The following is a 23,695-nucleotide window of genomic DNA, read 5'->3' as shown; positions in this document are numbered from 1 at the left end:
AAGTGAGGGCATTCATTTTTTTATGAAACTAATTGGGCTATAATAACGTATAAAAGGTATAGCTTTTTCAAGTAGAGAGGGGAAAAATATGCGAAAAATTTTTCTTGGTGTCGTTGTCTACGCATTAGCCGAATTGGCGTTATTAATAGTCATTGGACAAAATATTGGTGTATTTAGTACATTGATGCTGATTGTTGCAACAAGCGTTATTGGAATATATGTAATGAAAAATAAAGGTATGAATTCTATTCAAAATGTAAAAAATACAATGGCCAGAGGAGAGGCACCAGGAGCTGCTTTGGTTGATACACTATTAACATTTGGTGGTGGTTTGTTCTTAGCGCTACCAGGGTTTTTAACAGATCTTGTTGGATTACTACTTCTCATGCCTTTTTCACGAAAAATGTTCCAACCAATTGTCTATTACTGGATGCGTAAAAAAATGAAAAAAGGTCAATTTATTATCGTTCAAAGATAGAGTTTTCCTTTAGCTTTACGGCTAAGAATAAAAAGATAGGACTAAGCAATATTCCATAAAAGCCAAACAATAGAATAGAGGCAGCACTGATGAAAAATGTATGGAACGTACGTAGTTGAAGTGTATTGGACCAAAGCATTGAATCGGCTAGCTGCCTTGTTAATTGTACAAATAAATATAATAGTAAAATGGCTACACATAAAAATGTATTGCCGTTGAAATAAAAATAAATACTCATTGGTACAAGGAAAACACCAATTCCGAAAAATGGTAGTACATCTGCAAATGCTACAATGAAAGCTTTAATGATGGCTTGTTCAAACTGAAGGATCATAAATCCAGCACAAAGAATAAATAAAGTAATTGTGAATAATTGAAACTCCACAAATAAGAAGTAATGAAAAAGTTGCATCATTTTTGCGAAGTGAGATTGCCATTCTTGACGATATTTTTTGGGCACATATCGGAAAAACCAGTACCGTGATTTACGTGTTTCTAGTAAAGCGAAATAATAAGCAACTAAAAAGATAAATACCTCAATGACGTGCTTCATCAATAATTGGAAAAGATCTGCTGTGTAGACGATGATCGAATCAAAAATCGACAGTGATTTTTCCTTTAACACTTGTACAAACATGGATTCATATTCACTAAAAAGCGGGAAATTAAGTAATGTTTCTCTAATTTCAGGAAATATTACAATAATACTGTTGATGGATATGACGACAAGTAGAAAAATACAAGTTAATATTAATACTTCCACAATAATTGCTGCCATCCAATAGGCAACCTTACAATATTTATGCAGAAATTTTATAATAGGATACGTCGAAAATGATAAAAAAATAGCAAGAGAAACAGGTAACACAAACCAAAGTATTACTAAATAAAAAATAAAAAGCAAAATACTTGTAGTTCTTTCGTATGAAAAATACTTTAAATTCCTCATTTTTACATATTCACCCCAAACTAAATGATAAATTAATGTCAAAATATACAAAACAACCTCTTTAGGACAAATATATAGTCGTTCGGACGTCTTTTTCTTTATTTGGAGGATTTTCATTCACAAAGCTGTCAAAAATGATTATAATAGCAATGTAAGCGATTTACTTAATGGTTCATATGAGCAAAATCCGCAAATGCAAGATAAAAAACGCATTTGCAACAAAATATAAATATGAGGGAGCGATAATTTATGTCAGCAACTAAAGGTTTAGAAGGTATCGTAGCAGCGGAATCTAAAATCAGTTCAATTATCGATGACACACTTACATATGTTGGTTACAACATTGATGATTTAGCAGAAAATGCGTCATTCGAAGAGGTAATTTACTTGTTATGGCATACTCGTTTACCAAAAGAGGACGAGCTAGCTGAATTAAAACAACAATTGGCAGACAACATGTCAATTCCGCAAGCGATTATCGATCAATTCAAAACATACCCACTTTCAACTGTACATCCAATGGCTGCACTACGTACTGCAGTATCTCTACTTGGTGTATTCGATGAAGAAGCGGATGTTATGGATCCAGAAGCAAACTACCGCAAAGCAATTCGTCTTCAAGCTAAAATTGCTACAGTAGTAACTGCATTTGCACGTGTTCGTAAAGGCTTAGAGCCAGTTGCACCAAAACCTGAACTAGGATATGCTGCAAACTTCTTATACATGCTTAAAGGTGAAGAGCCAGCAGCAGTTGAAATTGAAGCATTTGATAAAGCATTAGTATTACATGCTGACCATGAGTTAAATGCATCTACATTTACAGCACGTGTATGTGTAGCTACATTATCAGATGTTTATTCTGGTGTAACTGCGGCAATCGGCGCATTAAAAGGACCACTTCATGGTGGAGCAAATGAGCAAGTTATGAAGATGTTATCTGAAATCGGCTCACTTGAAAATGTTGAATCTTATATTCAAAATAAATTAGACAACAAAGAAAAAATCATGGGCTTCGGTCACCGCGTTTATCGCAAAGGCGACCCTCGTGCACCACATTTACGTGTAATGTCTCAAAAATTAACTGAACTAACTGGTAAACCAGAGCTTTATGAAATGTCAGTTAAAATCCATGACATGATCGTGGAACAAAAGAAATTACCTGCTAACGTAGATTTCTTCTCTGCGTCAGTGTATGATTCTTTAGGTATTGATCATGACCTGTTCACACCAATTTTCGCAGTATCACGTACTTCAGGTTGGGTGGCACACATCCTTGAGCAATATGCAAATAACCGCCTAATCCGTCCACGTGCTGAGTATGTTGGACCAGGCATGCAAAAATATGTTCCAATCAGCGAGCGCTAATTTGGAAAATATGCTAGAATGTTTGGGACTGTGTTATCACTAACACAGTCCTATGATTATGAATTTAGGAGGCAACAGAATGTCAAACAAAATTGTAGTTGAAAATGGCGTACTTAATGTACCAAATAATCCAGTAATTCCTTTCATCGAAGGTGATGGAATTGGTCCAGATATCTGGGCAGCAGCATCACGCGTAATCGACGCAGCAGTAGAAAAAGCTTATAACGGTGAAAAGAAAATCGAATGGTTAGAAGTTTTAGCTGGTGAAAAAGCATTTAACCAAACTGGTGAATGGTTACCACAAGAAACTTTAGACAAAATTAACGAATACTTAATTGCAATCAAAGGTCCTCTTACTACGCCAATCGGTGGTGGTATCCGCTCTCTTAACGTAGCATTACGTCAACAACTTGACCTATATGTATGCTTACGTCCAGTACGTCACTTTGATGGAGTGCCTTCTCCAGTTAAACGCCCAGAAGACGTTGATATGGTTATCTTCCGTGAAAACACAGAAGACATCTATGCTGGTATTGAATTCGAATCTGGTTCAGAACAAGCTCAAAAAATCATCAACTTCCTACAAACTGAATTTGGTGTAAACAAAATCCGCTTCCCAGAAACTTCTGGTATCGGTGTAAAACCTGTATCTAAAGAAGGTACTGAGCGTTTAGTACGTTCTGCTATCGAATATGCAATTAAACACAAACGCCCATCTGTTACTTTAGTTCATAAAGGTAACATCATGAAATTCACTGAAGGTGGATTCAAAAAATGGGGTTATGAATTAGCAGAAAAAGAATTTGCTGATCAAACTTTCACTTGGAACCAATACGATGCAATTAAAGCTGAACAAGGTGAAGAAGCAGCAAACAAAGCTCAAGCTGATGCACTTGCAGCAGGTAAAATCCTAGTTAAAGATTCTATCGCTGATATCTTCTTACAACAAATCTTAACTCGTCCAACTGAGTTCGATGTAGTTGCTACAATGAACTTAAATGGTGACTATATTTCTGATGCACTAGCTGCACAAGTTGGTGGTATTGGTATCGCTCCAGGTGCGAACATTAACTATGTAACTGGACATGCGATCTTCGAAGCTACTCACGGTACAGCACCAAAATATGCTGGCTTAGATAAAGTAAACCCATCTTCAGTATTACTTTCAGGTGTATTAATGCTTGAACACTTAGGATGGCAAGAAGCTGCTGACATGATCACTAAATCTGTTGAGCAAACAATTTCTTCTAAAGTTGTAACTTATGACTTCGCACGTTTAATGGACGGAGCAACAGAAGTGAAATGTTCAGAATTCGCGAATGAGTTAATCAAAAACCTATAATTTTCTATTCTACAATAAGAATTATCGCTAAAGCGGATGTTTTATTCTGCCGATATAATTAGGGTGAAAGTAAATTAAATTTAATATTTACGATAAACTTGTTTAATCGAGGGAGTGAGATGTATATCTCCTCCCTCTTTTAAAATATATAACCTAATTTTAAAGGAGCGTATTCAAATGTCTCTGAAACGTAAAAAAATCTCAGTAATTGGTGGCGGCTTTACAGGCGCTACTGCAGCATTTTTAGCAGCTCAGAAAGAACTTGGTGATGTTGTTTTAGTGGATATTCCACAAGCTGAAAACCCAACTAAGGGGAAGGCCTTAGATATGTGGGAAGCAGCGCCAATACAAGGTTTTGATTCTTTTGTACAAGGTACATCTAATTATGCAGATACGGCTAATTCTGATGTAGTCATCATTACTGCTGGTGTTGCACGTAAACCAGGCATGAGTCGTGATGATTTAGTCCAAATCAATCAAGGTGTCATGAAAACTGTTTCAAAAGAGATTGCAACGCATTCACCAAATGCCACAATTCTTGTACTGACAAATCCAGTTGATGCCATGACGTATACAGTATATAAAGAAACAGGCTTCCCTAAAAACCGTGTTATCGGTCAATCGGGTGTTCTTGATACGGCTCGTTTCTGTGCATTTGTGGCGGAAGAACTTAATATCTCCGTAAAGGACATTACAGGCTTTGTATTAGGTGGGCATGGTGACACAATGGTACCGTTAACTCGTTATTCATTTGCAGGTGGGATTCCATTAGAAACGTTAATCTCTGCAGAACGTTTAGAAGAGATTGTTGACCGTACGCGCAACGGTGGAGCTGAAATTGTCAACCTGCTTGGGAACGGCTCAGCGTATTATGCACCAGCTGCGGCTCTGATCGAAATGGCAGAAGCAATTATAAAAGATCAGAAACGTATTCTTCCTTCCATTGCTTATTTAGAAGGCGAGTATGGCTATCATGATTTATATTTAGGTGTTCCCACATTATTAGGGGCCAATGGCATTGAAAAAATCTTTGAGCTTCAGTTAACAGATAAAGAAAAGGCGGCTTTAGACCAATCGGCAGATGCCGTCCGTCAAGTGATGAAAATTTTAGTGTAATTTGATTATGACTCGTCATAAGGTGTCCAGATTTCTTGCGAGTGTGTTCAATACACTCGAAAAATAGAAAACGAGTAGGAATGATTCCTGCTCGTTTTTTTATATTCAAATATTGTTTAGGCTATTGTTCTTCTGCTTTTCATTGTACTTTTGGCATAAAATTGATACTATGAATGTAATATGATAGAAAAGGGGTTGGCGTATCTTTGCTTCAAAAAAATGGTAAACTTGGTCTTTCAATCGATGAAATAACAGTTGGCGAGAAAATCCATATAACTGAAAAAATTGAAGATAGGGATTTATTGCTGTATTTAGGGCTTACAAACGATAGTAACCCGCTTTATATTCAACATGACTACGCGGCAATGACACCTTTTCAGAAGCCAATTGTGCCGACAATTATGTTAAATGGAATTATTACATCAGCTGTGTCAAAGTATATTCCTGGACCGGGTGCACGAATTATTGAGCAACATTTAAAATATTTAGGACCACTCTATCATTATGAATTGTTTGATACGCTATTAGAGGTAACGGCAGTCAATAAATACGACAATACAATTACTGTGTCTGTACACTCCTATAATGAGCAAAAGCAGCTTGTGATTGAAGGTATGTTGCTAGTGACTCCACCACTTGCATTATAGACGTCTTGAGATTTGAAATGGGGGTTTCAAATCACTAACGGAGGCATTATACATGACAAAAACGATTTTAGTTATTGAAGATGAATTTTCGATTGCAACATTATTGAAATATAATTTAGAACAGGCAGGTTACGCTGTCGAAACGGCTGCTGATGGTCAAGAAGGACTTGAAAAAGCGATCGACTTACAGCCAAATTTAATTCTTTTAGATTTGATGCTTCCAAAGCTAGATGGTATGGAGGTATGTAAGCAAATCAGACAGCAACGTATGAATACGCCTATTATTATGTTAACTGCTAAAGATGACGAATTTGATAAAGTTCTTGGTCTTGAGCTAGGAGCAGATGATTATATGACCAAGCCTTTTAGTCCCCGTGAAGTATTGGCGCGTGTCAAGGCTGTATTAAGACGTTTCACACAAAACGTTGTGGCTGATGATAAGGATGAACCACAAGAGAAAATGTATGAGTTTGGCCAATTACGTGTGTTTCCGGAGCGTTTTGAAGTCTTTTTGCAAGACGAGGCACTGGAATTTACGCCGAAAGAATTTGAGCTACTCATATACTTACTTGAAAATAAAAATCGTGTACTAACGCGTGATCAGCTGTTAAGTGCTGTATGGAAATACGATTTTGCTGGCGATACTCGAATAGTGGATGTACACATTAGCCACCTTCGCGATAAAATCGAGGAAAATAGCCGTAAGCCGATGTTCATTAAAACAATCAGGGGTCTAGGCTATAAATTTGAGGAGCCGAAAACGACATGAAATCAATGAGCAAACGCTTATTCTTGACATTCATGCTTTTACTTGGAACGATACTAGCTGTCCTAATGATTGTTATAGGTCAGCTTTTTCCTGTTTATATCAAGCAATACCATGAACAAACAAACGCACAAATACAAGCGTCCATGGATCAAGTAATAGATGAGCGCAAGATTAAATTATCCAAGGAAGATCAAGAAGCATTGTATGCCGTACAGAGCAAAGGTCAAGAGGAATCTGTGCTAACGTATGTGCGTACCAGACTCTATTTAGTACTGGCTATTCTTTTTACGATCACTTTGATTTTAATTGCCATTATAAGTCGCTATATGATTCGTAATTTCACTGCACCGATTGATAACGTCACAGAGACGGCACTTGAGCTTGCAAAAGGGAATTATCGTGCACGTGCTCAAGAAAATGAACATGAACGTATGATACCACTTAGCCATTCTATAAACATTTTGGCACGTAATCTGCAGGATATTACGACAATACGAGAAGTGGAAGAAGAAAGATTGAAAACCTTAATTGAAAATATGGGAAGCTCTCTCATGATGATCGGGCGAGAGGGGAATATTTCTATAGTCAATCGGGTATTTCTAGAGCGATTTGGTATGCAGCTTGATGAAGTACAGGGCAAAGTTTTTCGTACAATTGGCTTACCGAAATCATTGGAGCAATTTATTGATCATGTATTTTTAACTGAAATGCCTTATCGACAACAAATTAAAATGGAAATACAACAGGAGTTTTACAATAAAGAAGTATACGGGGCTCCTGTCATTGGCGACCATGGAAGATGGCTTGGTGTTGTAATTGTAATGCATGATATTACGGAACTTGTTCGATTAGAGCAAATTCGTAAAGACTTTGTTGCTAATGTCTCGCATGAATTACGTACACCTATTACTTCAATTAAGGGCTTTTCTGAAACATTACTGGATGGAGCCTATAAAGATGAAAAAATGCTGATCTCCTTCCTAGAGATCATTTATAAAGAAAGTAATCGACTTCAAATGCTCATTCAAGATTTATTAGAGCTTTCGAAGATTGAGCAACATGGCTTTACTGTCAATATTATGCCAATGGGCTTGCAGGATGTTTTAATCCGTGGAGCAGAGTTGACAGCACCACGCTTAGATGAGAAAAATATGAGTTTCCAAGTGGACATTGAAAGGGATGTCCAAGTGATGGGAGATGCCAATCGTATTATTCAAATTGTGACGAATTTAATTACTAATGCTATTACATATTCTCCTGAAAACACAACCGTTTCCATCCGTTTAAAGGAAAATGAAACATATGGCATTATAGAAATAGAGGACCAAGGAATTGGCATTGAAAAGCATGAAATCGCCCGCGTTTTTGAGCGGTTTTATCGTGTGGACCGTGCAAGAAGTCGAAATTCAGGTGGTACAGGCTTAGGGCTAGCGATTGTAAAGCATCTTGTAGAGGCCCATCATGGTCGTATTCAAGTGGAAAGTGAAGTCGGAATAGGAACGAAAATGATTGTCATGATTCCGAAAAATTAACAATTCCTTAACATGAATAACATGTTCCATTCATATTTGGGTACTATACTTGTTAGTAGAAACCCCCTATATGATTGTTAAGACGATAACCATAAAAAATCTGTTAAAGGTTTTTAATAACTGCTTTTATTCCCCACAGGAAGAATCTACTGTCTAAATTTAGACGCTAGGTTCTTTTTCTGTTTTACAGGGGAGGTAAATAGGTGTAAAGTATAGTAGCATAAAAGTTTAACATGAATCTTACGCCGATTATGTTGTTAAACAATAGCTTTTACAGTCAGTGAATCAGTCTTCTTTTCATTTGAATCGTGTTTTTCTGACTGTGAAGGCAGAGAAAAAAATGAGAGAAGGATGATCATGAAAATCGTCAAAAGTATCGTGCAGATCGGCTATCTTTATATCCTATTATTTATAGGAAATACTATTGCACGCCTACTTCATTTGCCGATTCCAGGAAGCATAATAGGACTTGTTCTATTATTTTTACTTTTACAGTTTCATATAATCAAGCTTGAATGGATTGAGTTAGGCGCAGCGGTATTACTAAGTGAACTATTATTATTCTTTATTCCATCTGCTATCGGAGTTATTGATTATCAAGCCTTATTCGGTATGCAAGGAATGAAGGTTGTGCTAGTTATTGTTGTAAGTGCAATTGTTGTGATGTTTGTAACAGGCTATACGGCACAATGGCTAGAGCAACGAAAGAAGGGTAATACAATATGAATCTATTCATTACTATTGTCAGCTTACTAGGGACTATTACTATTTTTTATATTAGTAAAATGATCTATAAAAAAAATAAAAAGGAATGGCTATCACCTATATTGATTACACCTTTAGTGATTATTTGTATTTTATTACTGACAGGTATACCTTATAAATCCTATAATACAGGAGCCACTGTTTTAACCAATTTATTAGGACCTGCAACCGTAGCGTTTGCAATCCCGATATATAAAAATGTTAATTTATTAAAAAAACATGCATTTGAAATTTTTATTAGTATTGCCGTTGGTTCTGCGGTTGCTATTGTATCCTCCTTTATCATGGCTATAATGGTAGGGTTAAATGATGAATTAGTGCATAGTTTAGTGCCTCGTTCTGTTACGACACCGATTGCAATGGACATTTCAAATATGATTGGTGGTTCTCCAACTCTAACAGCTGTTTTCGTTATGACAACGGGTATTTTAGGGAGCTTATTAGCACCTATCCTCATTAAAATATGTCGTTTTCATCGCCCCTCTTCTAAAGGCTTACTGCTTGGAATGGGAGCCCATGGCACTGGAACATCTAAAGCATTTGAATTTGGAGAGCTAGAAGGAACATTTGCCAGTCTAGCAATGATCGTTGCCGCATTAATTAGCATTGTCTTATCTACAACCATTTTCCCAGTTTTTGAACATCTAGTGATTAACATCCTGTTGCCTTAAAAGGTGACAGGATTTTTTAATTTGATTGAGAGCTCTGGTAAGGGAGACCCCCTCCGTAAATTATATGAAAATATTTTGAAACTTTTTTTAAATGTCTTCCGTAAACAGTAGTAATAAATAAAAGGGAGGAACAGACATGAGTGTGAAAAGGACACTAATGATGGTTGGACTTGGAATAGTTGGAGTTATAGCTCTTATTTCAGTTTTTACATCATGGTACACTGTGGATGAATCAGAACAAGCCGTTGTCATTACATTTGGTCGTGCTGATGATACAATAACTAATCCAGGTCTCCATTTTAAATTGCCATGGCCAGTCCAATCTGTTGAAATTTTGTCGAAAGAAACATTTAGTTTACAGTTCGGTTATAAGCAAAATAAATCAGGTGAATTAGAGGCATACGATGCCGAAACGAAAATGATTACAGGGGATGAAAATATTGTATTAACAGACCTTGTTGTTCAATGGAAAATTACAGAGCCTAATAAGTTTTTATTTAATTCACAAGATCCAGAAAGAATATTACATAGCGCGACATCGAGTGCCATTCGTTCGATTATCGGAAGTTCTTCTATCGATGCAGCGTTAACAGAAGGTAAAGCTGACATCGAAGCAAATACTCGTCAATTATTAGTTTCACTTATTGAAAAATACGATATTGGGATAAGTGTTTTAGGTGTAAAATTGCAAGATGTAGAATTACCAAATAAAGATGTCCGTGCAGCATTTACTGCTGTAACAGATGCACGGGAAATGAAAAATACAAAAATAAATGAAGCTGAAAAATATGAAAACCAACGCATTAGTGAAGCTGAAGGTGAACGAGATGCTATTATGTCGAAAGCAAAAGGAACTAAAACAGCTCGTATCGAGCAAGCGCAAGGGGATGTAGCAGTCTTTAATAAAATGTATGAGCAATATAAGGGCAATCAGCAAATTACACGAGAGCGATTAATTATAGAGACGCTTGAAAATGTTCTACCGAAAGCACAAATTTATATTATGAATGATGATGGTAGTACAATGAAGTATTTACCACTTCAGCCATTACAGCCTCAGCAGGCACAAACAGAGAAAAAAGAGGGGAGCGGTAATTAATGGACCAAAAAAATAAGGACCTTGACAAATTCCTCAATTTTTTATCAGGTAAAAGTAAAAAAGCCGCTCCATCAGATGGTGATTCAGGGGACAATGTAGTGAAAATGTCAAAAAAGGGCCCTAAGAATCCAAAGAAATATATCTCCCTAGCTGTAACTTTAACTGCAGTGTTTGCTCTTGTAATTATTCTACTATCTAATATTTATATTGTGAAAGAATCAGAATATGCTGTTGTTCGACAATTTGGAGAGGTTGTAAAGTTTGAACGTGAACCAGGTTTAAATATGAAAATACCTTTTATCCAAAGTGTCACAAAGCTACCAAAAAACCAAATGACATATGAGATTTCAGAGGAAGAGATTAATACAAAGGATAAGAAGCGGATTATTATCGACAATTATGCGGTATGGCGTATTACGGATCCTAAGTTATTAATTTCAAATGCAGGTACAATTGAAAAAGTTGAATCTCGTATGGAAGAGTTTATATATTCTGTAATTCGCTCTGAACTTGGCCGAATTAACTACACTGAAATTATAAACGATGAAGATTCTTCGAGAGGTAGCATAAACGATCAAGTAACTCAACGTGTTAATGAACTTCTTTCCAACGATAACTATGGTATTGAAGTAGTAGATGTACGTATTCGTCGCATTGATTTACCTACTGAAAATGAGCAATCTGTTTTTACGAATATGATTTCAGATCGTGAATCAATTGCCCAAAAGTACTTGTCAGAGGGAGATGCACAGAAACGTCGTATTGAGGCCCAAACGGATCAACAAGTACAAGAAATGCTTGCTAAAGCAAGTAAAGAAGCTGCTTTAATTCAAGCAGAGGGTGAGGCAGAAGCCGCAAAAATTTACAATAAATCATTCTCCCAAGATCCTGAATTCTATTCTTTATACCGCACACTGGAATCCTATAAGAAAACAGTGGGAGAGGATACAGTTATCATTTTACCTGCCTCATCACCATATGCAAAAATATTATCTGGTTATATAAAATAACATCAAGTCGTCTCGTTTGTTATCGAGACGACTTTTTTATGAAAATTATAATTATCACTTAATTTGAAATGTTATTTTATGAAAATAATAGAAATATATAATTTTTTATTCCCCTCCCAACTATAATTTGATAGAATGATAATGTTTAAAAAGAATAGTTGGGGGTAATAGCTTTGAAATTAAGAATTAGCACATGGCTCCAAAATTTAGGAATTGCTTGTAGTATAGCATCGTTATTGACATTGTTCTTCCGCCTATCAGAATTTTCATGGATGACAAGAACTGTTTATCATATACCCGTATTTTTTGTAAGTATCTTTTTAGTTAGTATCGTCATTGCAGAGGATGTAAGAAATCTCTTTAAAAAACTGTTTTGGTATGAGAAACGTAAAGTTCAGCGTCCAATTTGGCAAGTGGGGATTGGCTTTATATTCTTTTTAACTCAAATTAGTACTGTTATGGTATTTGGACAAGAGTTAACACAGCCACAATTAGGTGGAATGCCTTTGTTTTTAGTATTTGCGTTTATGAATGCGTTTATCTTAACGGTTATTTATGAGGAAATTTTTTATCGTCCAGTCAAAATAAAAGCATAAATTAATCACTTTCATTTAAAGGAGTTTATTCTTTGAATGGAAGTTTTTTTATGTTTGCAACTTGACTAATCGCAAAAAGCTGCAAAATTGGATAGTGCATCAAAAGCGATCATTAGGATAAGGCCCTCCGTTGTCATCGGCTTTTTTATTTGAAATATGCTGTTATTGTTGGCAAAATGGTTGTTTTCCCGATAAAGTAGAAAGGAGAAGCATTTTCAAACATACGTTTTCGTTTTACAATTAAGTAGAAGACAACGCAGGAGGATAAAAACATGACTAAAGAAAAATTACTATTATTGGACGGTAATAGTTTAGCGTATCGCGCGTTTTTTGCGTTGCCATTGTTAACGAATGATAGTGGCATTCATACCAATGCTGTGTACGGCTTTACAACAATGCTACAACGAATATTAGAGGAAGAACAGCCAACAAAAATATTAGTCGCTTTTGATGCTGGAAAAACAACATTCCGCCATGAAACGTTTACGGAATATAAAGGTGGGCGACAAAAAACCCCACCAGAATTATCAGAGCAATTCCCTTATTTACGCAAGCTAATTGATGCCTATGGAATTAAGCAATATGAACAAGAATTATATGAAGCGGATGATATTATAGGAACGCTCGCTAAAGAGGCATCATCACAGGATATGGATGTGATTATTGTATCGGGAGACCGTGATTTAACTCAGTTAGCGACAGAGCAAGTAACGGTCTATATTACAAAAAAGGGCATTACGGAAATTGAGAAAAATACACCAGCCTTTATTGAAGAAAAGTACGGTTTAACGCCACTACAAATTATTGATATGAAAGGCTTAATGGGAGATTCTTCAGATAATATTCCTGGAGTACCAGGTGTCGGTGAAAAAACAGCAGTAAAATTATTAAAAGAGCATGGCTCCGTTGAGGCACTTTATGAGGCAATGGATACGTTGAAGGCCTCCAAAATGAAGGAAAAGTTGGTAGCTAATGAAGAGCAGGCCATCATGAGTAAGAAGCTGGCAACGATTTATACAGATGCTCCAATTACCATTTCACTTGCTGATCTTGTTTATAACGGGCCAAACGAAGAAGAATTAATGAGTGTTTGGCGTGAGCTTGGCTTTAAATCACTCATTGAAAAAAGTGATTTTACAGTCCAAGAAGAAGAACAAGCACCATTTGAATATGAGTTAGTGCAAGAAGTAAAACCAGAAGACTTAAAAGATGTGATGGCTGTACATGTTGAGCTTGAGAATGAGCATTATCATACATGTCAGCAATTAGGAATCGCTTTATCAGATGGTACTAAGACACAATATATCCCGTTTGATATTGCAGCAAAATCAGATGAACTTCGTCGCTGGTTAGAAGATGCAACAAAAATAAAATATATGTCTGATTCTAAGGCAGCTCAAGCGGCATTAAAGCGAGCAGGTATTCAATTAGCAGGCGTTGACTTTGATTTGCTTTTAGCCTCATATATTAATAATCCTGGGCTAAGTGGAGATGATGTTGCCACACTAGCAAGGGAGTTAGGCTACTATGATGTCCAAGCAAATGAGACGGTTTATGGCAAAGGAGCTAAGCGTGCGATTCCAAACATCGATCAACTTGCTCAGCATGTTTGTCGTAAAGCTTTTGCTGTGTGGTCATTACAGCCGAAGCTAGAAACGTTATTAAAAGAGAATGAACAATTTGATCTTTATAAAAACTTAGAATTACCATTGGCAAGAATTTTGGGCGAGATGGAAAGTGAAGGGATTACAGTTAACCGTGCTACGTTAGAAAAAATGGGGCACGAGCTGAATGACAAACTAATAGTGATTGAGCAAGAAATATATGCAGAGGCTGGAGAAAAGTTTAATATTAATTCACCTAAACAATTAGGGGTTATTTTATTTGAGAAGCTTGGTCTACCTGTGATTAAAAAGACCAAAACAGGCTATTCTACAGCGGCTGATGTATTGGAAAAATTACAGTCGGAGCATGCGATCATCGAACATATCCTATTGTATCGACAGCTTGGTAAATTACAATCCACGTATATCGAAGGTTTACTAAAGGAAATTCATGAATCGGATAGCAAGGTGCATACACGCTTCCAGCAAGCTTTAACTGCGACAGGACGTCTAAGTTCTACAGATCCTAATTTACAAAATATACCTATCCGTTTGGAAGAAGGACGCAAAATCCGTCAAGCATTTGTCCCTTCAAAAGAGGATTGGATTTTATTTTCTGCCGATTATTCGCAAATTGAATTGCGCGTGCTGGCACATATGTCAGAAGATAAAAACCTTGTAGAGGCTTTCCGCGAAGGCATGGATGTTCATACGCGAACTGCTATGGATGTATTCCATGTAGCAGAGGATGAAGTGGATAGTAATATGAGGCGTGCTGCGAAGGCTGTTAACTTTGGGATTGTTTATGGCATCAGTGATTATGGACTATCACAAAACTTGGATATAACGCGTAAGGAAGCCGCGATATTTATTGAAAAATATTTCGCAAGTTTCCCAGGGGTTAAACAATATATGGATGATATTGTACAAGATGCAAAATTTAATGGGTATGTCACAACCATTTTAAATAGACGTCGCTATTTACCAGACATTACAAGCTCGAATTTTAATTTAAGAAGCTTTGCGGAGAGAACGGCAATGAATACACCGATCCAAGGTAGTGCCGCTGATATTATTAAAAAAGCAATGATTGATATGGATGCTCGCTTGAAAAAAGAAAAGATGCAGGCAAAACTACTTCTACAAGTGCATGATGAATTAATTTTTGAAGCTCCAAAAGAGGAGATTGCTTTGCTAGAAAAAATTGTACCAGAGGTAATGGAAAATGCCATTGGGCTTTCCGTACCGCTCAAAGTAGACTTCAACCATGGCTCTACATGGTACGAAGCAAAATAAGGAGGGATTCAAATGCCTGAATTACCAGAGGTGGAAGGTGTCGTCCAGGCATTGAAGCCAAAAATTGAAGGACGGACAATTCAACAAGTACAGCTATCTGAAAGGGTACGTTTCTCTTTTAGTGAGGGTAAGCAATGCATCGTTAAACAAGCAGAGCCGGATGCATTTGAATTGTCTTTGTCGCACATGACAATAACTAAAATTGAACGACGAGCGAAATATATATTCTTTCATTTGATGAAGGATGATGTGCCATATGTGCTTGTCAGTCATTTAGGCATGACAGGTGCATGGTTTGTTGTGAATGAACCAGAAGAAATCAATGAGGAAAAATTCCAAAAGCATATCCATGCAACATTTAAAATGGCAGATGGGGGATACTTAATTTATTCGGATATTCGTCGCTTTGGTGAACTTCGATTTTTGGCAAAGATTGAAGATCATGTGCCGCTAACAAAGATGGCACCAGAGCCATTCGATGAGCATGCTTGTGAATTTTTTATAGCACAATCTAAATTACCAAAATATGAAAATAAAGCTGTGAAAGAGGTTATTATGGATGGGCAAGTCATCTCGGGCTGTGGCAATATTTATGCTACTGAAGCATTGTTTGCCCAGAAAGTTCATCCTGCACGGAAAATGAATCGCATTAGTGACAAACGTAAAAGAGCTTTATTTGAGGAAATTGTTGCTGTCCTACGCCAAAGTATTGAAGCGGGTGGTTCAACTATTTCTGATTATCGAAACATTAATGGGGAAGCCGGGAGTATGCAGAATCGGCTGAAAATGTATGGGAAAAAGATATGTCCAGTATGTGAAACAGCAACGAGTCAAATGACAATTGGTGGACGTACCTCTGTTTATTGCCCAAATTGTCAACATTAAAGGGGATTTAACGATGATTATCGGACTAACAGGAAGTATTGCAAGCGGCAAAAGTACAGTAGCAAAAATGATGACCGAACTAGGGTTACCGATTGTTGATGCAGATATTGTAGCACGAGATGTCGTAGAACCAGGAACAGAGACATTAGCTTTAATTGCTGAAAGCTTCGGACAAGCTATTTTGCTTGAGGATGGCAATTTAAATCGAACAAGGCTGGGGGATATTATTTTCCATGAGCCTGCCAAACGCAAAATTTTAAATGATATTATGCATCCAGCCATCCGAAAAGAAATGCTACGTCAACGTGATGCTTATTTAGAGGCAGGGTATCAGCATGTTGTGATGGATATACCATTGTTATTTGAGAGTAAGCTTCAGCATTTTGTGGAGCGTATCATTGTCGTATCGGTCAGTGAAGAAGTTCAGCTTCGACGCTTAATGGAACGTAATAATTTATCAAAAGAAGATGCTTTAGCACGTATGCATTCACAGCTACCAATGTCTGTCAAAGAAAAAGGCGCAGATGCGGTTATTTATAATAATGAGAATATAGAAAATACAGAGGAACAATTAAGGAAAATCCTCAGTTATTGGAATGTTATTTAATGGTTTCATTAAGATGCGTAGCAAAATATGTTTGCTGCGCATTTTTTAATGGGGAAACGACATAATAAGGATTAATTTTTCAGAAAATAAGAACTTTTATATTGTGAATATATAATGTTCATCTTTTTTAAAATTGTGTTATACTAATCACCATAAAGTATATAATTAATTAATCTGAGTATGTACTCACAGGAGGATATTATAAATGACAGTATCAATTGCTATTAATGGTTTCGGACGTATCGGACGTATGGTTTTCCGCCAAGCGATCGTACAACAGGATTTAAATATCGTTGCAATTAACGCGAGCTACCCAGCTGAAACGTTAGCACATTTGATTAAGTATGACACAAATCACGGAACATTTGAAGGTACGGTAGAACCAGCAGGCGATGCTTTAGTTGTAAACGGTAAACGTGTTCAAATTATTAGCGAACGTGATCCATTAAAATTACCTTGGGCAAAAATGGGTGTAGATATCGTTATTGAAGCTACTGGTAAATTTAATGAACGTGACAAAGCAGCAATGCACTTAGAAGCGGGCGCTAAAAAGGTTATCTTAACAGCACCTGGTAAAAACGAGGACGTAACAATTGTTTTAGGTGTAAATGATGACAAACTTGATATTGCTAAACATGATGTTATTTCAAATGCTTCTTGTACAACGAACTGCTTAGCTCCAGTAGCGAAAGTATTGAATGACACATTTGGAATTGAGAATGGCTTAATGACAACAGTTCATGCTTATACAAATGACCAAAAGAACCTAGACAATCCACATAAAGACTTACGTCGTGCACGTGGATGCGCACAATCCATTATTCCAACATCTACAGGTGCTGCAAAAGCATTAAAATTAGTTTTACCTGAATTAGAAGGTAAGATTCATGGTATGGCATTGCGTGTTCCTACACCAAACGTTTCTTTAGTAGATCTTGTAGTAGATTTAAATACGGATGTCACAGTTGATGCTGTCAATGCTGCATTCGTAAAAGCTGCAACAGAAGGTCCGATGAAGGGCATTTTGAACTTCTCTGTTGAACCATTAGTATCTTCTGATTACAACACAACTACTTACTCATCAACGGTTGATGGACTTTCTACAATGGTATTAGGCAGCCGTAAAGTAAAAGTACTTGCATGGTATGACAATGAATGGGGCTACTCTGCACGTGTAGTAGATCTTGTGAAAAAAGTAGCGAATGCTTTAGAAACAGTAAACGCATAAAAATTTCATCGTGAGCACATTGAAATCTAAGTGATTTCAATGTGCTTTTTTTATGCAGAGGAATACCGAAAATGGTTAAGTGTTATGTTATTTGTGCTACAATGGCAATCCTTCTAGACCTCTTAAATTTGAATAATTTTCTTGTACTTTAGGTGCTTTAGGTTTATCATGTGCTCACAAACATGAATGCACTTTTCTTACATGTAGGAAATTTGTTATAATAGAAATATTAAATTGTTGTAAATCAGGAGAGTAATTATATGAGATGTCCATCTTGCCAATTTAACGGAACGCGTGTTGTGGATTCGAGGCCAGTAGATGATAATAAAGAAATTCGTAGACGTCGTGAATGTGAGTCGTGTGGCTTCCGTTTTACAACGTTTGAAAAAATTGAAGAGACACCATTAGTCGTAGTTAAAAAGGAAGGTTCACGAGAGGAGTTTAGCCGTGAGAAGGTACTTCGTGGACTTATTCGTGCTTGTGAGAAACGCCCAGTAGCGCTTGATGTACTGGAGGAACTTGTCCTATCTATTGAAAAAGATCTTCGTCGTATAGGCAATTCAGAAGTACGCTCAGAAGACGTCGGTGAAATGGTAATGGATCGCTTAGCTAAAATTGATGAGGTAGCCTATGTGCGATTTGCCTCGGTTTACCGTCAGTTTAAGGATATTAATGTTTTTATTGAGGAAATTAAAGATATTATTCAACGTCAAACGGAGAAAAAATCATAGAAAACAGAGAGGATGAATGACGTTGATCCATTTATATAAGGAATTGCAGCCTGGCGATCCTTTCGACATTCGTCTACCTCATGCATTTTCTACACAGGAGCGTCAATTAGTTACATTGTTTTATCAACCATTAACCGGCTCGGAGCCAATTAGCCTTTATTTAACGTTATGGGCTGAAGCTGAACAAATGCCAAAACAGCAAATGACCCATTATTATTTAATGAATGTGCTCGGTTTGCCCATTGGTAAAGTGTTTGAGGCCCGTATTGCACTGGAGGCAATCGGTTTGCTACGCACATGGAAAAAAGAAAATGCGGGGGAGCGTAGTTTTTTATATGAGCTACAGCGCCCACTTGATGCAGATAGTTTTATGAAAGATCCGTTGTTGTCGATGTTTCTGTTTAGTAAAATCGGCGAGCAGGCCTATCGAAACTTACGTCAGCGCTTTATGTCACCTGTAAAGGACAAAGAATTTAAGGATGTGTCTCGCGCCTTTATTGATGTCTTTAAGCCTGTTCATTCTAATATCCCATCCGATTTACAAGTGGATACGAGTCAAAAGGATAAACAGCAAAAAGTATATCCTTTTTATTTGGAGCAATTTGATTTTGATTTGTTGCAAGCAGGTTTGTCAGAGCAATTGGTACCTTCCAATTTGTTGACATTAGAAGTACGTGAAGCGATAGCGAAACTGGCATTTTTATATCATTTAACAGCCCTTGATATGCAAAAAGTGGTCATTCTTGCTTTGGACGATGATTTAGGAATTTCCCAAGAACGTTTACGCAAGGCTGCTGCCGATTTTTATAAATTAACAGTTTCAAAGGAGCCGCCAAAACTAGCAAGAGTAAACGAACCTCTACCAGTAGCAGAAGTGGGGCAAAAAACGAAGGATCAGGAGCTCCAACATTATTTAGAGACAACAGCTCCTGTTCAAGTATTACGTGATATTAATAATGGTAAAGAACCATTACAAACGTCTGTTCAACTTGCAGAAAATTTAATCGTTCAGCACGGCATGCCAATTGGGGTAGTCAATGCATTATTAGAATACGTTATGCTAACGACAGATATGAAACTACCTAAAAAATATGTGGAAACGATTGCTGATCACTGGGTACGTAAAAATGTCCAAACGGCAAAGGAAGCAATGGAGCTTGCACGCCAAGAGCATGATAAATATACTGCTTGGAAAAACAAGCCACAAACTGCAAATAAAACAAGTCAACAGGTCAAAGGACGTTCAAGAAATCAACGTGAAGAAAAAGTCCCTGAATGGTTTTATAAACGTAATGAAAAACAAGAGGAAGATGCTTCTAGCACGATAGACTTTGAAAAAGAACGTCAGAAAATATTGGAAATGCTAGGAAAAAGTGAATAGCGAAGAAGGTGAGCAACAATCGAACCTATAAATGGACCATTAAAACGAGCAATAAATGTACCGTCGTTTCAAGAACGCTATGAAGCTATGCGACGTGAAATTTTAGAACATCCACAAGTACAGGAATTTCTAGCTCAACATGCAGATGAATTAAACTACGAGAATATTGAACGAAATTTACCAAAGCTTCATGAATTTATTAGTCAATCTACAGAATGCTGTGGTTGCGATAATACCGAACACTGTACCAACTATTTAAAAGGCTTCCTCCCGACATTAAGAATCGTCAGGAATTCTATTGAAATGGACTATGTTCGTTGTGAGCAAAAGGTACGAGAAGAAGAACGCCGAGATGTTGCGAATATGATTGCAAGCATGCACATGCCAAAAGATGTGCTCCAAGCGACCATTCAAGATCTAAGTATTGATGATGAATCTCGCGTCGCGATTGCACAAAAAGCGGCTCAATTTGTAAAAATGACAAAAGAGTCAGGTCAACTACCCTCCAAAGGGTTTTACTTATTTGGTAAATTTGGTGTTGGGAAATCTTTTGTGCTTGGTGCTTTAGCTAATGAGCTAGCATCGATTAAAATTCGCTCTGTTGTTGTGTTTGTCCCAGAGTTTTTACGAGAAATGAAAAATGCTATAGGCGATAATACATTAAACGAGAAAATAGATTATATTAAAAAAGCTCCTGTCCTAATGTTGGATGATTTAGGTGCAGAAACTATGACGGCGTGGACGCGAGATGAAATTTTAGGAACCATTTTCCACTATCGTATGGCAGAGCAATTACCAACGTTTATCACGTCTAATTTTAATTATGATGAATTGGAGCACCATTTAGCACAGTCACAAAAGGGTGATATTGAAGTTGTAAAAGCAGGACGAATTATGGAGCGTATTAAAGCCTTGACTATACCGATTGAAATGCGAGGTAAAAATCGTCGTATGTAACATTGGTAGTTGCATTTTTCGACAATCGAGCGTATACTGACTCATATACTTAATATCAACATGCATTGATGAGGACATGAATTTTGTGTATCAGCTTATAGAGAGGGAAGTCATCGGCTGTAAACTTCCTAGTGTCGGCACATTATTTACTACCTACTGAGCAGCGAAAGGGATAATCTTTCGCCGGTCCCTAGCCCGTTAGCTAGCCTTGAGCTTCGTCTGACTTTAGATAAGTCGGAAGGAAGAAGGGTGGAACCACGAGCATACGCTTCGTCCCTTTCGTAGGGACGGAGCTTTTTTGTTTTCTAGCACATATGAAGAATACCCTAGAATGAGAAGGAAGCTGTTCGAAAAGTTGAAGACTCCGCTCGCAAAGGAGTTGTAACCACTCCAAGAGAGGAGAGAACCGCTCAAAAAAGTGGTCACACAGCTTGCAAAGGAGTCGCAACCGCTCCAAGAAGGGGGAGAACCGCTCCAAAAGTAGTTCACACCGCTCCAAGGGAGGAGAAATCCGCTCCAAAAGACTTGAGACCTGCTCAAATAGGGTGCCCTAATTTCTAGCTAAGCTGAAATACTCGAACGATTGCCGGATTCACTCATCAATCATTATGAATTTAACACAACTAAAGGAGTGCAAAGAATATGTCAGAAATGATTAAATTAACTTTTCCAGATGGCGCTGTAAAGGAATTTGCAAAAGGCACATCAACTGATGACGTAGCATTATCAATTAGCCCAGGCTTACGTAAAAAGGCTTATGCGGGTAAAATTAACGGTGTGTTAGTGGATTTAAAAACACCAATTGAAGAGGATGCAACAATTGCAATCATTACACAGGATGATGAGGAAGCTCTTGAGATTTTAAGACATTCAACAGCTCACTTAACAGCGCAAGCTATCAAACGTCTATTCCCAGATGTGAAGCTTGGTATTGGTCCAGTTATTGAAGGTGGTTTCTACTATGATATTGACTCACCAACACCAATTACTGCTGAAGATCTACCTGCAATTGAAAAAGAAATGAAAAAAATTATTGCTGAAAACCTAGAAGTAGAACGCAAAAATGTAAGTCGTGCGGAAGCTCAAGCAATCTATGAAGAAATTGGCGATGAATATAAATTAGAATTACTAGAAGCTATTCCTGCTGATGAGCAAGTGTCTATTTATTATCAAGGAGAATTTTTCGACCTTTGCCGTGGTATTCACGTACCATCAACAGGTAAGCTTCGTGAATTCAAGCTTTTATCTTTAGCGGGTGCTTATTGGAGAGGAAACTCTGATAATAAAATGCTTCAACGTATTTATGGTACAGCGTTCTTCAAAAAAGAAGAATTAAAACATCACCTACAAATGTTAGAGGAAGCAAAAGAACGTGATCACCGTAAAATCGGGAAAGAATTAGACCTGTTCACAACTTCTCAAAAGGTAGGGCAAGGTTTACCACTTTGGTTACCAAATGGTGCAACAATTCGTCGTGTTATTGAGCGCTATATCGTGGATAAAGAATTATCACTTGGGTATAAGCATGTTTATACACCAGTATTAGGTTCGAAAGAGCTTTATCAAACTTCTGGTCACTGGGATCATTATCAAGATTCTATTTTCCCACCAATGGAAATGGATAACGAGACATTAATTATGCGTCCGATGAACTGTCCTCACCATATGATGGTTTACAAAAACAGCATGCATTCTTATCGTAACCTACCGTTACGTATTGCAGAGCTTGGAACAATGCACCGTTATGAAATGTCAGGAGCAGTTTCAGGCCTACAACGTGTACGTGGGATGACTTTAAACGATGCTCATATTTTTGTTCGTCCAGACCAAATTAAGGCGGAGTTCCAAAAAGTTGTACAATTAATTTTAGAAGTTTATAAAGATTTTGATTTAAATGATTACTCATTCCGTCTATCGTATCGCGACCCAGCGGATACTGAAAAATACTTTGATGATGATGCAATGTGGGAAAAAGCACAAAGCATGTTAAAAGAAGCGATGGATGAGCTTGGCTTAGATTACTTCGAAGCTGAAGGTGAGGCTGCTTTCTATGGACCAAAACTTGACGTACAAGTAAAAACAGCGATTGGTAAAGAAGAAACTTTATCAACAGTTCAATTAGACTTCTTATTACCTGAACGATTTGACCTAACTTATGTTGGAGAAGATGGTAAACCACATCGTCCAGTCGTTATTCACCGTGGTGTAGTATCAACAATGGAACGTTTTGTTGCCTTCTTAATTGAAGAGTACAAAGGCGCATTCCCAACATGGTTAGCACCAGTACAAGTGGAAGTCATTCCAGTATCAAATGAAGCTCACTTCGACTATGCAAAACAAATTGAAGAACAATTAACTGCAGCTGGTTTACGTGTAGAAATGGATGACCGTGAAGAGAAATTAGGCTATAAAATCCGTGAAGCGCAAATGAAGAAAATTCCGTATATGCTTGTCATTGGGGATAAAGAAGTTGAGGCAAATGGCGTGAATGTACGTCGTTATGGCTCAAAAGATTCTGAAACAATTAGCTTTGAAGATTTCCTAGCAACGATTAAAGCTGAAATTACTAAATAAGCATTTACAAGAAACCCTCGCTTGCATAAGTGAGGGTTTCTGTATAAAATAAATCTTACTTTTGTATAAAATATTTCATTCTAGGTCAATATG

General features: G+C 37.2%; 21 protein-coding genes. 20 read left to right on the top strand and 1 reads right to left on the bottom strand.

All coding sequences use genetic code 11. The features are described from left to right. The first annotated feature begins 88 nt into the window (after nucleotides 1–88). Nucleotides 89–478, top strand: coding sequence for an FxsA family protein (locus MKY49_RS16440; RefSeq protein WP_274794068.1), 390 nt, complete (start codon nucleotides 89–91; stop codon nucleotides 476–478). Here the strand turns inward: MKY49_RS16440 and MKY49_RS16435 are convergent. Then, the gene (locus tag MKY49_RS16435; RefSeq protein WP_274797366.1) at nucleotides 462–1,427 is read right to left on the bottom strand and encodes an AI-2E family transporter; all 966 of its coding nucleotides are present in this window, start codon (nucleotides 1,425–1,427) and stop codon (nucleotides 462–464) included. The genes MKY49_RS16440 and MKY49_RS16435 overlap by 17 nt on opposite strands. A 249-nt stretch (nucleotides 1,428–1,676) precedes the next feature. Between MKY49_RS16435 and citZ the strand changes: the two genes are divergently transcribed. From citZ to thrS, 19 genes are all read left to right on the top strand, one after another. After that, nucleotides 1,677–2,792 carry a citrate synthase gene (gene citZ, locus MKY49_RS16430; protein WP_274794067.1) on the top strand — a complete coding sequence of 372 codons (1,116 nt, stop codon included), beginning with the start codon at nucleotides 1,677–1,679 and terminating at the stop codon, nucleotides 2,790–2,792. Between the two features lie 79 nt (nucleotides 2,793–2,871). After that, nucleotides 2,872–4,134 carry an NADP-dependent isocitrate dehydrogenase gene (gene icd / locus MKY49_RS16425; protein ID WP_274794066.1) on the top strand — a complete coding sequence of 421 codons (1,263 nt, stop codon included), beginning with the start codon at nucleotides 2,872–2,874 and terminating at the stop codon, nucleotides 4,132–4,134. A 177-nt stretch (nucleotides 4,135–4,311) separates the two neighbouring features. Then, nucleotides 4,312–5,250 carry a malate dehydrogenase gene (mdh, locus tag MKY49_RS16420; RefSeq protein ID WP_312506600.1) on the top strand — a complete coding sequence of 313 codons (939 nt, stop codon included), beginning with the start codon at nucleotides 4,312–4,314 and terminating at the stop codon, nucleotides 5,248–5,250. Between the two features lie 206 nt (nucleotides 5,251–5,456). Beyond that, a complete protein-coding gene (locus MKY49_RS16415; RefSeq protein ID WP_274794064.1) occupies nucleotides 5,457–5,897 on the top strand; it encodes a MaoC/PaaZ C-terminal domain-containing protein in 441 nt (146 codons plus the stop codon). A gap of 52 nt (nucleotides 5,898–5,949) precedes the next feature. Continuing rightward, nucleotides 5,950–6,666 carry a response regulator transcription factor gene (locus tag MKY49_RS16410; RefSeq protein WP_274794063.1) on the top strand — a complete coding sequence of 239 codons (717 nt, stop codon included), beginning with the start codon at nucleotides 5,950–5,952 and terminating at the stop codon, nucleotides 6,664–6,666. Then, entirely contained in the window at nucleotides 6,663–8,198 is a 1,536-nt protein-coding gene (gene pnpS / locus MKY49_RS16405; RefSeq protein WP_341386686.1) for a two-component system histidine kinase PnpS, read from the top strand. Before MKY49_RS16410 ends, pnpS begins: the two co-directional genes overlap by 4 nt. A gap of 354 nt (nucleotides 8,199–8,552) precedes the next feature. After that, a complete protein-coding gene (locus MKY49_RS16400; RefSeq protein ID WP_274797365.1) occupies nucleotides 8,553–8,924 on the top strand; it encodes a CidA/LrgA family holin-like protein in 372 nt (123 codons plus the stop codon). Continuing rightward, nucleotides 8,921–9,634, top strand: coding sequence for an LrgB family protein (locus MKY49_RS16395; protein WP_322606038.1), 714 nt, complete (start codon nucleotides 8,921–8,923; stop codon nucleotides 9,632–9,634). Before MKY49_RS16400 ends, MKY49_RS16395 begins: the two co-directional genes overlap by 4 nt. Nucleotides 9,635–9,770: 136 nt before the next feature. Then, entirely contained in the window at nucleotides 9,771–10,733 is a 963-nt protein-coding gene (gene hflK / locus MKY49_RS16390; RefSeq protein ID WP_312506598.1) for an FtsH protease activity modulator HflK, read from the top strand. After that, complete coding sequence (gene hflC, locus MKY49_RS16385; RefSeq protein ID WP_322606039.1) at nucleotides 10,733–11,743, top strand: protease modulator HflC; 1,011 nt, start codon at nucleotides 10,733–10,735, stop codon at nucleotides 11,741–11,743. Before hflK ends, hflC begins: the two co-directional genes overlap by 1 nt. A 173-nt stretch (nucleotides 11,744–11,916) precedes the next feature. Beyond that, nucleotides 11,917–12,339: a DNA polymerase I gene (locus MKY49_RS16380; protein ID WP_274794058.1), complete on the top strand. Its 423-nt coding sequence runs from the start codon at nucleotides 11,917–11,919 to the stop codon at nucleotides 12,337–12,339. Between the two features lie 272 nt (nucleotides 12,340–12,611). Continuing rightward, nucleotides 12,612–15,239 carry a DNA polymerase I gene (gene polA / locus MKY49_RS16375; protein WP_322606040.1) on the top strand — a complete coding sequence of 876 codons (2,628 nt, stop codon included), beginning with the start codon at nucleotides 12,612–12,614 and terminating at the stop codon, nucleotides 15,237–15,239. A 12-nt stretch (nucleotides 15,240–15,251) separates the two neighbouring features. Next, nucleotides 15,252–16,124, top strand: a complete 873-nt coding sequence (mutM, locus tag MKY49_RS16370) for a bifunctional DNA-formamidopyrimidine glycosylase/DNA-(apurinic or apyrimidinic site) lyase (protein WP_312506595.1) — start codon at nucleotides 15,252–15,254, stop codon at nucleotides 16,122–16,124. A gap of 13 nt (nucleotides 16,125–16,137) precedes the next feature. After that, a complete protein-coding gene (gene coaE / locus MKY49_RS16365) occupies nucleotides 16,138–16,731 on the top strand; it encodes a dephospho-CoA kinase (protein WP_274794055.1) in 594 nt (197 codons plus the stop codon). Between the two features lie 205 nt (nucleotides 16,732–16,936). Continuing rightward, the gene (locus MKY49_RS16360; RefSeq protein WP_274794054.1) at nucleotides 16,937–17,959 is read left to right on the top strand and encodes a glyceraldehyde-3-phosphate dehydrogenase; all 1,023 of its coding nucleotides are present in this window, start codon (nucleotides 16,937–16,939) and stop codon (nucleotides 17,957–17,959) included. A 260-nt stretch (nucleotides 17,960–18,219) separates the two neighbouring features. Next, nucleotides 18,220–18,690: a transcriptional regulator NrdR gene (nrdR, locus tag MKY49_RS16355; protein ID WP_004226277.1), complete on the top strand. Its 471-nt coding sequence runs from the start codon at nucleotides 18,220–18,222 to the stop codon at nucleotides 18,688–18,690. 16 nt (nucleotides 18,691–18,706) lie between these two features. Then, nucleotides 18,707–20,071: a replication initiation and membrane attachment family protein gene (locus MKY49_RS16350; RefSeq protein ID WP_274794053.1), complete on the top strand. Its 1,365-nt coding sequence runs from the start codon at nucleotides 18,707–18,709 to the stop codon at nucleotides 20,069–20,071. Nucleotides 20,072–20,098: 27 nt separating this feature from the next. Further along, nucleotides 20,099–21,028: a primosomal protein DnaI gene (gene dnaI, locus MKY49_RS16345; protein WP_274797364.1), complete on the top strand. Its 930-nt coding sequence runs from the start codon at nucleotides 20,099–20,101 to the stop codon at nucleotides 21,026–21,028. 642 nt (nucleotides 21,029–21,670) lie between these two features. Further along, on the top strand, nucleotides 21,671–23,602 hold the full coding sequence (gene thrS, locus MKY49_RS16340) for a threonine--tRNA ligase (RefSeq protein ID WP_274794052.1): 1,932 nt from the start codon (nucleotides 21,671–21,673) through the stop codon (nucleotides 23,600–23,602). The last annotated feature ends 93 nt before the right edge of the window (nucleotides 23,603–23,695 follow it).

Source organism: Lysinibacillus sp. FSL M8-0134 (genome assembly GCF_038069745.1).
GTDB classification, from domain to species: Bacteria; Bacillota; Bacilli; order Bacillales_A; family Planococcaceae; genus Lysinibacillus; species Lysinibacillus irui.
The sequence above is the reverse complement of the archived record's forward strand: the minus strand, read 5'-3'. Positions and strand labels throughout refer to the sequence as shown.

What these genes read in the sequence shown, in the direction of transcription:
- MKY49_RS16440 (WP_274794068.1), top strand. Translation starts at nt 89, where the DNA reads ATGCGAAAAATTTTTCTTGGTGTCGTTGTCTACGCATTAGCCGAATTG.
- thrS (WP_274794052.1), top strand. Translation starts at nt 21,671, where the DNA reads ATGTCAGAAATGATTAAATTAACTTTTCCAGATGGCGCTGTAAAGGAA.
- mdh (WP_312506600.1), top strand. Translation starts at nt 4,312, where the DNA reads ATGTCTCTGAAACGTAAAAAAATCTCAGTAATTGGTGGCGGCTTTACA.
- MKY49_RS16360 (WP_274794054.1), top strand. Translation starts at nt 16,937, where the DNA reads ATGACAGTATCAATTGCTATTAATGGTTTCGGACGTATCGGACGTATG.
- MKY49_RS16410 (WP_274794063.1), top strand. Translation starts at nt 5,950, where the DNA reads ATGACAAAAACGATTTTAGTTATTGAAGATGAATTTTCGATTGCAACA.
- coaE (WP_274794055.1), top strand. Translation starts at nt 16,138, where the DNA reads ATGATTATCGGACTAACAGGAAGTATTGCAAGCGGCAAAAGTACAGTA.
- icd (WP_274794066.1), top strand. Translation starts at nt 2,872, where the DNA reads ATGTCAAACAAAATTGTAGTTGAAAATGGCGTACTTAATGTACCAAAT.
- pnpS (WP_341386686.1), top strand. Translation starts at nt 6,663, where the DNA reads ATGAAATCAATGAGCAAACGCTTATTCTTGACATTCATGCTTTTACTT.
- MKY49_RS16435 (WP_274797366.1), bottom strand. Translation starts at nt 1,427, where the DNA reads ATGAGGAATTTAAAGTATTTTTCATACGAAAGAACTACAAGTATTTTG.
- polA (WP_322606040.1), top strand. Translation starts at nt 12,612, where the DNA reads ATGACTAAAGAAAAATTACTATTATTGGACGGTAATAGTTTAGCGTAT.
- mutM (WP_312506595.1), top strand. Translation starts at nt 15,252, where the DNA reads ATGCCTGAATTACCAGAGGTGGAAGGTGTCGTCCAGGCATTGAAGCCA.
- hflC (WP_322606039.1), top strand. Translation starts at nt 10,733, where the DNA reads ATGGACCAAAAAAATAAGGACCTTGACAAATTCCTCAATTTTTTATCA.
- nrdR (WP_004226277.1), top strand. Translation starts at nt 18,220, where the DNA reads ATGAGATGTCCATCTTGCCAATTTAACGGAACGCGTGTTGTGGATTCG.
- hflK (WP_312506598.1), top strand. Translation starts at nt 9,771, where the DNA reads ATGAGTGTGAAAAGGACACTAATGATGGTTGGACTTGGAATAGTTGGA.
- citZ (WP_274794067.1), top strand. Translation starts at nt 1,677, where the DNA reads ATGTCAGCAACTAAAGGTTTAGAAGGTATCGTAGCAGCGGAATCTAAA.
- MKY49_RS16395 (WP_322606038.1), top strand. Translation starts at nt 8,921, where the DNA reads ATGAATCTATTCATTACTATTGTCAGCTTACTAGGGACTATTACTATT.
- MKY49_RS16350 (WP_274794053.1), top strand. Translation starts at nt 18,707, where the DNA reads ATGACGTTGATCCATTTATATAAGGAATTGCAGCCTGGCGATCCTTTC.